Annotated in this window: 5 protein-coding genes; 1 reads left to right on the top strand and 4 read right to left on the bottom strand. The window is 60.5% G+C overall.

The genetic code is table 11. The features are described 5' to 3' along the window. The 3 genes from AC11W3_RS08455 to AC11W3_RS08445 all read right to left on the bottom strand — a co-directional run. Positions 1-1,835: HD domain-containing phosphohydrolase (locus AC11W3_RS08455; RefSeq protein WP_484092824.1), on the bottom strand; the 1,835-nt coding region annotated here is incomplete at its 3' end. Further along, positions 1,810-3,924 carry a PilZ domain-containing protein gene (locus AC11W3_RS08450; RefSeq protein WP_484089422.1) on the bottom strand — a complete coding sequence of 705 codons (2,115 nt, stop codon included), beginning with the start codon at positions 3,922-3,924 and terminating at the stop codon, positions 1,810-1,812. The genes AC11W3_RS08450 and AC11W3_RS08455, both read right to left, overlap by 26 nt. A gap of 388 nt (positions 3,925-4,312) precedes the next feature. Further along, on the bottom strand, positions 4,313-6,475 hold the full coding sequence (locus AC11W3_RS08445) for a sensor domain-containing diguanylate cyclase (protein WP_484092823.1): 2,163 nt from the start codon (positions 6,473-6,475) through the stop codon (positions 4,313-4,315). Between the two features lie 200 nt (positions 6,476-6,675). On the opposite strand from AC11W3_RS08445, the gene AC11W3_RS08440 reads away from it, so the two are divergent. Next, positions 6,676-8,796, top strand: a complete 2,121-nt coding sequence (locus AC11W3_RS08440; RefSeq protein WP_484092822.1) for a sensor histidine kinase — start codon at positions 6,676-6,678, stop codon at positions 8,794-8,796. Between the two features lie 97 nt (positions 8,797-8,893). On the opposite strand, the gene AC11W3_RS08435 is transcribed toward AC11W3_RS08440, so the two are convergent. After that, on the bottom strand, positions 8,894-10,405 hold a 1,512-nt coding region (locus AC11W3_RS08435; protein WP_484092821.1), incomplete at its 5' end, for a DUF748 domain-containing protein.

Below are 10,405 nucleotides of genomic sequence, written 5' to 3'. Positions count from 1 at the left end.
CCATCCCTCAAAAGCCGGAAGGCCTCATCCGTGTGCATGGGGGCGCGGTAGTGACGCAGCGAGGTGACGGCTTCGTAGAAATCGGCGACGGCGATAATCCTCGCAGCCAAGGGGATGTCCTTGCCCTTGAGCCCCTTCGGGTAACCGCTGCCGTCCATCTTCTCGTGGTGGGCGCCTGCGATGGCGGGGACTTCGCTGTAGATCCCCTCAAAGTTAACCTGCTCCAGGATGTCGCGCGTCTTGTGGCAGTGCGTCTTGACGATCTCGTACTCGAGCTCGGTGAGCCTCCCGTTCTTTTTCAGGATGGCGTCCGGGACCCCGATTTTGCCGTAATCGTGCAAAAGGGCCGCCACCCTGAGCATCTCGAGTTCCGCCGGCGGCAGACCCAGTTCCTCGCCGATCTCCACCGAGTATTCGGTGACCTTTTCCGAGTGGCCGGCGGTGAGGGGATCCCTGGCGTCGATCGAGGCCGCCATTACCTTCAGGAAGGAGCTGAACTGGCCCGACTTGGCCTCGTGCAGCCTCGCGTTGTTGATGCTGATCCCGATCATCGGTGCGATGCCCATGAGGAGCGAGGCATCGCTTTGTACCAGCGGCCTTTTCGACTTCAGGTTGTCGACCGCGATGATGCCGATCGATTCGCCCTCGCAGAGGATGGGGCAGCAGATGAAGGTCTGCGACAGCAGCTGCTTGGCGAAGTTGCGGCTCTTCTCGGAGAGGGTCCCCTCGATCTCGCTCAGGTCTCCCACCAGGAAGGGGCGCTGCTCCCTGAAACATATCACGAAGACGCCCTGGGCCTCGGGGCGGTCGAGATGGAAGGTGGTCTTGCTGAGAAACGCCAGCTGCTCCTCCTGGTAACCGAATCCCGCCTGGAAGACCAGCTTCGTCTTGTCGCGATTGGCCAAGAGGATCAGTCCCCGGCTGTAATCGAGGCGCTTCTCCAGGACCATGATCACCTGCTCCAGGATGTCGTCGACGTTGGTCTCCATGCTGATCACCTGGCTTACTTCGTTGGCGACCAGGGCGTTGTTGTAGTTGATCTCCATCTGCACGAAGAGGTTGTCGGAGAGGTCCTTCAGGTTCTGCTGGCTGGACAGCAGGGCCTCCCTCTCGCTGCGCAGGGAGATGATGCTGAGCAGCAAGAGCAGGGCGATGGAAATCGGGGCGATGGCGGTGATGGTGAGGTGGGGGATGATGGCCAGGCAGACGGCGGTGGCGATGAAGAGCACCAGCGCGGTATAGTTCCGCGCGTACCGCCAGTAGGTATTGCTGGTCTTCTGCCAGGAGACGAAGTAGCGGCAGACCGGGTCTCCCCGGAAGATGCATTCAGGGTGCTCGATGTGCGGCAGATCGGCGTGGAAACCGGTGGCCACCGCCTCGAAGAAGCCCATCCTGTTCTGGCACTGGAAGGGACGCTCCTTGACCCCCGGCCGCGGGGTGACGGTGATCTCGACCTTGTTGACGGCGACCTTGTTCGAGGTGTAGACGGCGGAGCGGACGAAGTTCTTGCTGGCCGCCTCGCCGATCAGTTCGTAGGCCTTGGCGGGACCGATGAGCCCCAGGAAATATTGCCTCATCACCCCCATCGCGTCGGGTGAGGCCGCGTAGCGTCCCGCTTCCCTGGCTATGTGGTCGTTTCCGGTGAGGGCGTGCAGCCTCTCGTAGAAGAGGTTCACCTGCTGCTGGGTGAACCAGTGTCCGTGGTCGGCCACCTCGTACGGCGTCATCCCGGCGTAGGAGAGGAGCTCGTTGACGTTGATGAAGTTGTACTTGTTTTTGATCAGCTTGATGTAGATGTCGATGATGCTGCTATTGTACAACGGCGTGTCGTTCATCTGCTTCCCCGGTAGGCTTGCCTGATGAAGTGTGCTGCTTCCTGTTTCGGTTCTTTGTGGTCATGTTGGTCAGGTACTTGAGGAATTCTGCGCCGTTTTGCTGAATGTTGAGTGCCCACAGGCAGTACTTCTTGTCGTAGAGCATGCCCGCGCTGTCGGCGTAACTCACGGGGTAGACCAGAACGGGGATCTCCTCCTGTTCGTACTTGTGGGTGAGGATCGACAGCATCAGGTAGAGGATCTCCTTGGGGAACTGCTCCTGATCCACCACCAGGACCTGGATGCAGTTGGTCAGATCGGAGAGGTTTAGCCCGGCGTCGGAGAGGTTGACCGCCACCACCGCCTTGACCCGCCCCTGCTTCTTCAGCGTGAAGCAGTGCCTCTTCAGGCTGAAGCCTAGCTTGCGGTACTCCTCCGACAGCTCCTCGCCCTCCACCATCTGGGCATGGAGGTTCAGGGACTGCAGCATCAGTCCCCCTGACTCCTGCTCATACCAGCTCTCCAGCTCGAAGAGGTCTTCCTCTGTGGCGGGGAGCAGCTTCCAGGGTCCGGCGAAGCTCCAGTCGGGGGCGAAGGTCCTGCGGTAGTGGAGGTAGGCAAAGGTGTCGATGGAACACCCTTTCTGTTCGTTGATGATCCTGGCTGCGGTGCCGAAGACGCGGTTGGGGAACTTGTTCTCGGGCCGGTAGTAGCAGATGATGTAGTCCATGTGCGCCGAACGCAGGTTGTGGCAGTCGTTTATCGAGTGGGCCAGCTGGCTCAGCACCACCAGCCCCGCGGTATTGGACTCGGACTTGTTGGCCGCGTGATGGTGGACCAGCCAGCTCTTCTGATAAAAGCGCAACATCGCCATGTGGCCGAGGATGGCCCCTTTCTCCTGGTAGATGAAGTGACGGGCGATGCTGGGGTTGCAGGTGTACAGTGTGTCGTACATCTCCTTGAGCTTTTGCTTGTTGGCCTGGACGAAGCTGTACTTCTCGGGGTAGATGAAGCCTGTCTCGAAGAAAAAGTGCCAGAGCTCCTCGGTGTTGACCTTGTTGCTTATGTAGGAACTCTTGTCCCTGGCCAGCGACAACAGGGAGAGGAGATTCACGTGGTCCCTGATATCCATGTCCAGATAGCTCAGCCCGCACTTGACCGCTCCGTCGCACTCTTCCTGCTGGATCGCCTGCCGGTAGATCACCTGTGCGGTGCACCGTACCGTGAAGCCGTTTGCAACCCTCAATTCGACTTCGGGGACGACCATGCCCGGGAGGAGCACGGAAAGCTCGAAGTCCTCGTGTACCGAAAAGCCTGAGCCGGAGATGTCGCCAACCTTCAGGTCCACGGTCTTGCCGGTGAGGGGGTGCTGGAAGACCACGTTTGGAAGAGGGAGGAGTTCGTATCTCGAGCTGCGGATCTCCTTGGCCTTGAAGCGCTGCATCTGGTTCTGCATCGGCTCAAGGACGTAGATCCTGCTTTTGAGACCGTAGTTCTGGGAGATGATGCGGCACTCCCCGGAATATAGAGGGGTGTCGCCGCGGCTGAAGACGACATGAACCGGGACCTCGGGGTTCACCCACAGGAAGTCCTGGCTCGGAGAGCAGGCCATCTCTATCCTGAACGAGACGGCGCTGAAGTCGATCAGGGCGCCCTCGAAGCGCGCGCTGTTCTGGATGAATTCGACAGCCACGCCCTCGCAGAGGTACCTCCTCGTCTTCCGGTAATTCACCTCGATGCTTTTCTCGGGAAGGAGAAAGAGGGCTCCCTGCTCGCCCATGGTCACGAGCTCCGGGGCTGACACTACCAGTTTCTGTCCCTCGACGATGAAGATGTTTTCGAAGACGCAGCTGTCCAGGCTGGGCGTTAAGTCGCTCTTCCACCGGCACTCGAATTTCTGGTCCAGGCAGGGAAGGGGGGCAGCTTCAAGAGTTATGGTCCGGTTGTACCTCGCATGTCTGAAGTTAACCAGGATGGAGCCTTCCCTGAAATTGACGAAATTCAACTTGTTGATCAGCTTGCCGAGTCCAAGTTCTTTTTCTTTACCATTTGAGAAATCTAATGTGCTTCCAGGTCGTGCGAACTGTAGTATTTTGAATGCACTTTCCATCGAGGCTCCTTCTCATTCTGGTGCCTGTATACTCACAGTGATGCAGTGTGATGTGACCGGCGTAATTAATACCATAAAATATTAAAATGTTCACTAATTATTTTAAACCAGATTGTATGTCAGCTTCCGGAGAAGTCACTTAGCTGAGCGAATCAGTATATCCGAATTGTATTAAAATTTTTTATGACAGATGGGGCGGTGAATTGGGGGGGATGATGATGGTGCTGTCGGTTGGGGGGTGTATGGACGACTTGCGGCGGGAAGCGAGGCTGGTGCCGCGGGAGCTCCACCTGCTGCGGGGAATCTCGAAGGGACGGCGGAACCTGTGGCGATCACGGATTTATTGCAGGGGGCGGGGCGTCGGGAAACGGGGGGAGTGGCCGGTTGATCACTCGGCTGAGCGAAGCGATGATTCGAGATAGGCGTTGAAGTCGAGGGTCCTGGGCCGATGAAAAAGGTCCTCGGTTTCTTCTTCGGGGGGGGGCGTCTCTTCTGGAGCGGCCTCTTTCTCGCTGGGGCCGGCTGCGACTGTGCAGTTTCGCCCCTGGGCCTTGGCCTCGTACAGCGCCATGTCCGAGGCGTGGATGAGGGTGGTGAAGGTGCGGCCGTCCTCGGGGAAGGTGGCGACGCCGAGACTGGCCGTCATGCGCCTGAAAGGGATCTCGCCGTGCGGGGTGAAGTCATGGCTTTCGATCTCCTTCCTGATCCGCTCGGCCACGATGATGGCCTCGCTTTTCGTGGTGCCGGGGAGAACCGCGCAGAACTCCTCGCCTCCGTAACGGGCCACGATATCCATCTCCCGCAGCGAGGACTTGATGATCTCCGCGGTCTTCTTGAGAGCCTCGTCGCCGGCGATGTGGCCGCAGACGTCGTTGTAGGTCTTGAACATGTCGAGGTCGAGGAAGAGCACCGTCAGGTTAAGCCCCTGGCGGACGCTGCGGTTCAGCTCTTCCTCCAGGCGGCTCTTAAGGAAGCGCCGGTTGTAGAGTCCCGTGAGCGAGTCGGTAACGGAGAGCTGCTCGAACCTGACCGATTCCTCCAGGACCAGGGAGCGCTCGATCATCAGCGAGGCCAGGTTGGCGAATGAGCACAAAAGCTGCAGATCGGCTTCGTTGAAGGAGGCGAGGTTCTTCTTGTCCGCCAGGTTCAGCACCCCGATGATCTTTTCCTTGAGCTTGAAGGGGACGCTGATCAGCGATTTCGTCCTGAACCTGGCCCGGTTGGCCATGGCCACGCGGAGGTCCTTCTCCACGTCCTGGACCAGCAACGGCTCGCCGCTTTGGGCCACCTTTCCCGCAATACCCCGACCGACTCTGAGCGGGATCGACTGCGCGGCGCTCAGCGGCATCCCCTGGCTGCAGACGATCTGCATGCTCTTGCCGTTCTTGTCGATCAGCATGATCGAGCCCTGGCTGGCCTCGACCAGGTCCGAAGCCATACCCAGGACCGCCTCGTAGAGCTCGTCCTTGTCTTCCACCAGCAACAGCGTGTTGGCGAGGGTGAGGAGCCTTCCCGACCTGGCGCTGGCCTTGGCCTGTTCCGCGTCCTTGATCATTCTCGATAATCTCGCCGCCGTCGCGTGCGCCACCATCGAGGCCAGCATGATCTCCCCTTTCCGCAGCTGGGTGTCCACCACGGCGAAGAAGCCGAGTCTGTCCTCCTGGGACTGGAGCGGGAAGAAGATGCACAGGCCTGCCTGCAGTGCCGGTAGGACGGCGCGCATCCTCGGGTCGAAGGGGACAGCCCTCTTGGTCCCGTTGCGGGAGAGAAAGACCCCGAGGGCCTCGGGCGGGAAAAAGCCCAGCTCCTCCGGGAGCCCCCACAGCCCGCAGACATGGAAAGCCCCGCCCTCAACCTCGCGAAGCGCCAGGGCCAACCCCGTTATCCGGAAATTGGCTATCATGGTCTCGGAGGCGAGAGCCACCACTTCCGTCAGCGTCCTCGCCCGGTCCAGTCCCTCCAGGGCCTCGGCTACCGCATGCAACCGCGGGTCGCTCTCCTCGGGGTCGTAGGGGGGGCTGCCGGGCACCTCCCCGGGAACGGGGAGCCTGGCAAGTTCCATGGTCGACTTGAATACCGCGATCAGGGCGGCCGCTTCCTGGGCCGCCTCCTCGATCTCCGGCAGGGTTGCCGCCCACAGCGACTCGACACGAGGCAACAGAGACAGCCCTTGAGGGCCTCCCTGGGTCGAGAGGGCGGCAAGCTGCCACAGGTCCATGGACTGGTCCCTGACTCCGTCACCGACCAGGCAAAGCTCCGCCTCCCCCCACCGGAAAGGGACCACGAAAGCGAGGAATGCCCCGCCGTAGCGGCAGGCTGCCGGCGTTCCCTCCCGAAACCGGCCTTCCAGTTCGGTGGCGAAAAATTGTTGCGACAGCTCCCAGCAAAGCGGATCCTCCACCAGCGACGCGCAGGTCACGAAACCCGGGGGGGACGCACCCCGGGCCTCCTGCCTGCGGTAGAGCGTCAGGCTGAAAGGGGAGAGGGGGGCGGATTTCTTCAGCCCCTGCAACAGCCCCTCGAGCTGGTTTTGGTCGAATTCGTTGCGCAAAGGCGAGAGCTCCGGGCGCGATCGGCTCCGGTGCCGATCCTGAAATGGTCATTACGATGACATAAGGATTATAAAATATTAATTGCTTCTGCTTTTACTCTATTTTATCCATTTGAGCAAGCAAAAGTTACTGACAAAGTCATTGATTATCTTCACTGACAGAGGTAAACTTCCGCGCATCTGAGTGAACCGGGGTGGTGATGTCAGCAGTATTATTGGACAGTCCTCTCTACAATAGCCGCATCTTCGACTCGTACCTGAAACTGATACGGAAACGGTACTCGCACGTCGACATAAACTCCCTGCTGCGTTATGCCGGAATGAAGGAGTGCGAGGTTGCCGACTTCGGGCACTGGTTCAGCCAGCGGCAGGTAGATCTCTTCCACGAAAAGCTGGTGCATCTGACCGGAAACCCGGCCATCGCGCGGGAGGCCGGCCGTTATGCCGCCTCGTCCGATGCGCTCGGAGCACTGCGTGATTTCCTGCTCGGCCTGATCGGCCCGGAGTACGTCTTCGCCATCATCAACCGGGTGGCGGCTAACTTCAGCCGCTCCTCCCGCTGCACCTCCCGCAAGGTCGGTCCCCGCCAACTCGAACTGACGGTCTCCTACGAGGAAGGGGTCAGGGAAAACCCCTGCCAGTGCGAAAACCGGATAGGGTACATCGAGGCCGTCTTCCTCCTCTTCAACCGCAATTTCCCGACCATCGAGCACGAGGAGTGCATCTTCAAGGGCGGCACGGTCTGCCGCTACCTGATCAGCTGGGAGCCTTCCCGGGCAACCCGGCTCGCCGTGGCCAAGCGCTTCTCCCTCTGCGTGCTGGTCGCGGCGGTGGCGGCCGTCGCCCCGGCGAGCTCCAATCCCTATCTTGCCATCTTTCTCCTCTCGGCCCTGCCGCTTCACCTGGCGGTCTCCTTTCTGGCCCATAAATTCGAGCGCAGGGCCCTTCTTTCCTCCCTCGACAGCATGCGGAACTCGAGCGAGCGGCTGCTGGCCCAGGTCCAGCTGAACTACGATACAGCCTCGATGATCAACGAGATCGGCGAGGTGATCTCCGGGAACACGGAACTGGACGAGATTTTGCCCAGCGTGAACCAGGTGCTCCTCAAGCGTCTTAATTACGGCCGCGGCATCATCCTGCTGGTGAACCCGAACCACACCGCGCTGGTGGTCAGGAGCTGCTTCGGATTCACCGAGGAGCAAGAATCGGCACTGCAGCTGATGGAGCACCGGCTCAGTGGCCCCGAATCGAGGGGCGTGCTGGTGCGCTGTTTTCAGGAACAGATCCCGCTGCTGGCCCGGGACCTGGCGGAGGTAGAACATGCCGCGATCCCCGAGAACCTCTCCTTCTTCGCGGGGCTCGGGGTCAGGTCATTCATCTGCGTCCCCATCGTATGCGAAGGCGAGGCCCTCGGGGTGCTGGCCGTGGACGACCAGAAGAGGGCAGGGGAACTGCTGCAAACCGACCTCAACATCGTCCAGGGGGTGGCCCCGGTCATCGGGATCGCGGTCCGCAACGCCATGCGGCTGGAGAACGAGCGCGACCTCTCGGAGCAGTTGAGGAAAGCTTCGGAGCTATTGGAGAGGCGGGTGGTCGAGAGGACCGCCGAACTCCTCGAGGCCCAGGAGGAACTGGAGCTCCTCTACGACTCGGTGACCCATGACCTGAGGACTCCGCTGCGGGTGATTTACGGGTACGGCGAGCTCCTGGCGGAAGGGTACGGCGACCGGATGGACGAGACCGCCAAGGGGTACCTGCAGTCGATGATCGAGGGGGGGGAGCAGATGGAGGCGACCCTGGAGATGATGCTCAACTACTCCGGTGTGAGGATGAGCGAGCTCTCGCTGCAGCCTGTCGACCTCAGCGCGCTGGCGACCCGGATCATGACGGATCTCAGGATAACCGATACCAGGCGTGAGGTGGCGATCGATGTGCAGCAGGGGGTGGTGGTCTGCGGAGACGAGAACCTCCTGAGAAGCGTGATGGAGAACCTGCTGGGGAACGCCTGGAAGTACAGCGCCGGCAATGAAGTCACCCGCATCTCCTTCGGGATGGAGGACGGGATCTGCTACGTGAGCGACAACGGTGCAGGCTTCGACATGACCATCGCCGATCGGTTGTTCATGCCTTTCCAGAGGCTGCACAGCCGTGACACCTTCTCAGGTCATGGCCTGGGCCTCGCCATGGTCCGGCGCATGCTGGAGCGGATGGGAGGGAAGGTCTGGGCAGACGGCAGGCCCGGCGAGGGTGCCACCTTCTACTTCACCGTCTCAGCCACGACAGAACCTTTTAAGCGCGGGATAGAATCTGATAACTGCTGATCAGGCATGAAAAAAGACCCTTCTTTTTTGGGTTTCTAATCAGATTTTATCCGAATCTAATCCCGCGCCAGAATAGAGCCCCTCGCCTCCCTCGTCCTCACCTGGCGCCGACGCCGAACTCGACCCTGCTTCCCGCTCCACCTTTGGCCGCGGGCTTGTAGATGTCGGAGCTCTTCTCGAAAAGCCGCTCCGGAGGGATCTTTCCCTCCGTCATCAGGTATGATTTGACCCTCTCGGCCCGCTCCCTGGCCAGTGCCTGCAGCTCGTCATTGCCCACCACCGTGTGGGTCAGGATGAGCTTCCTCATCTCGGCTTCCGGCAGATCTTTCAGCATGCCCAGCATGTTCCGCGGCTTGGGAAACTTCTCCTTGACGTACACGGCCTTGAGGTAGGCCGGATACTCCTCGGGGAGTATTTCTGTTTCATCCGCGGTCTGTCCCGCCCGGGCCTTCCCCTCCTTGACCACCTTCCGGAATTTCTCCCCTTTCATCTTCTTCAAGAGCACCTCGTTGCGGTACCCTTCCGCGTCCGCCTCCCGTTCGACGAAGCCGGAGATCTCGAGCTTCAGTGCCGGACGGTCCTGCAGCGCCTTCGACAGCTTGGCCAGCTTCTCCTGTTCCGGCCTGGCCAGCTGGTCCGACCCCGGCGCGAAGGCGACCGCGCTAAAGTCCTCACCGTCGCCGCCGAACATCGACCCCAAAAGGGCAAGGGGGGAGGTGGCCGCTTTCACCAGCAGGTTCTTCAGGATCTGCCAGACCACCTTCCAGACGCTGAATTGCGGGTCGTCGGTTCTCCCGGTTACCGGCAGGTCGAGGTGGATTTCTCCTTTTCGGTCCTTGAGAAGCGCAATGGCGAGCCGGACCGGGAGCTTGGTCGCCTTGGGGCTCTCCACCTCCTTGCCGAATGTGAACTGGTCGATGAAGACCTTGTTCTGCGAGGAGAGCGCCTTCTTGTCGATTCGGTAGACGAGGTCGAGAGAGAGCTTTCCCTTGTCCACCGTGTAGCCGACATAGGTAGTGGCGTAAGGGGATAGGGGGGAGAGCTCGATGTCGCTGAAGGCGATCTTCATGTCCAGGTAGAGATCTCCCCTCAGCGGGTTGATCACCCCCTTGATGGTGAGCGGCGAGTGGTTCTCCAGGTTCCCCCTGAGATCGACATCGGCAAGCCTGCTTGCCTCCGAGGAGAGTCCGCTGACCCTGCCGCCGAGGTTGTAGAAGGTGGTGTCGAAGGGAGTCTGCAGGTGGCGGTCGCTAAAAGCCATGGTCCCGCCTTGCATGGTGATCGTGTCGATCCTTATGGGATATGGCTGGGCGGGGGTCTCCCCTGCGGCAGGAAGCTTGGTCTGCGCCGGGGCTTGGATCCTCTGTGCTGGCCGTACCGGAGCGCCAGCTGCCGTGGGCTGAACCGGTGCGGGCTCCTCACGCAGGTGCTGCAGGTTCAGCGTCCCGTCCTTGTTGACGATGACGCGGGAGTAGAAGTTGCCGAGGGTGACCTCCCTGACGGCGAGAGAAAAGGGCGCCAGGGTCCCGCTCAGCCGCTCCATCTGCAGGCTTTCCCATTTCAGCAGGTCCTCGTCGAGGTTTGTGTCCTGACAGTAGAACGAGCGTAC

The organism is Geomonas sp. (assembly GCF_056994735.1).
This window is presented reverse-complemented; position numbering and strand designations above follow the sequence as displayed.

Coding starts and splice junctions, on each gene's coding strand:
- AC11W3_RS08450 (WP_484089422.1), bottom strand. CDS start 3,924: ATGGAAAGTGCATTCAAAATACTACAGTTCGCACGACCTGGAAGCACA.
- AC11W3_RS08440 (WP_484092822.1), top strand. CDS start 6,676: ATGTCAGCAGTATTATTGGACAGTCCTCTCTACAATAGCCGCATCTTC.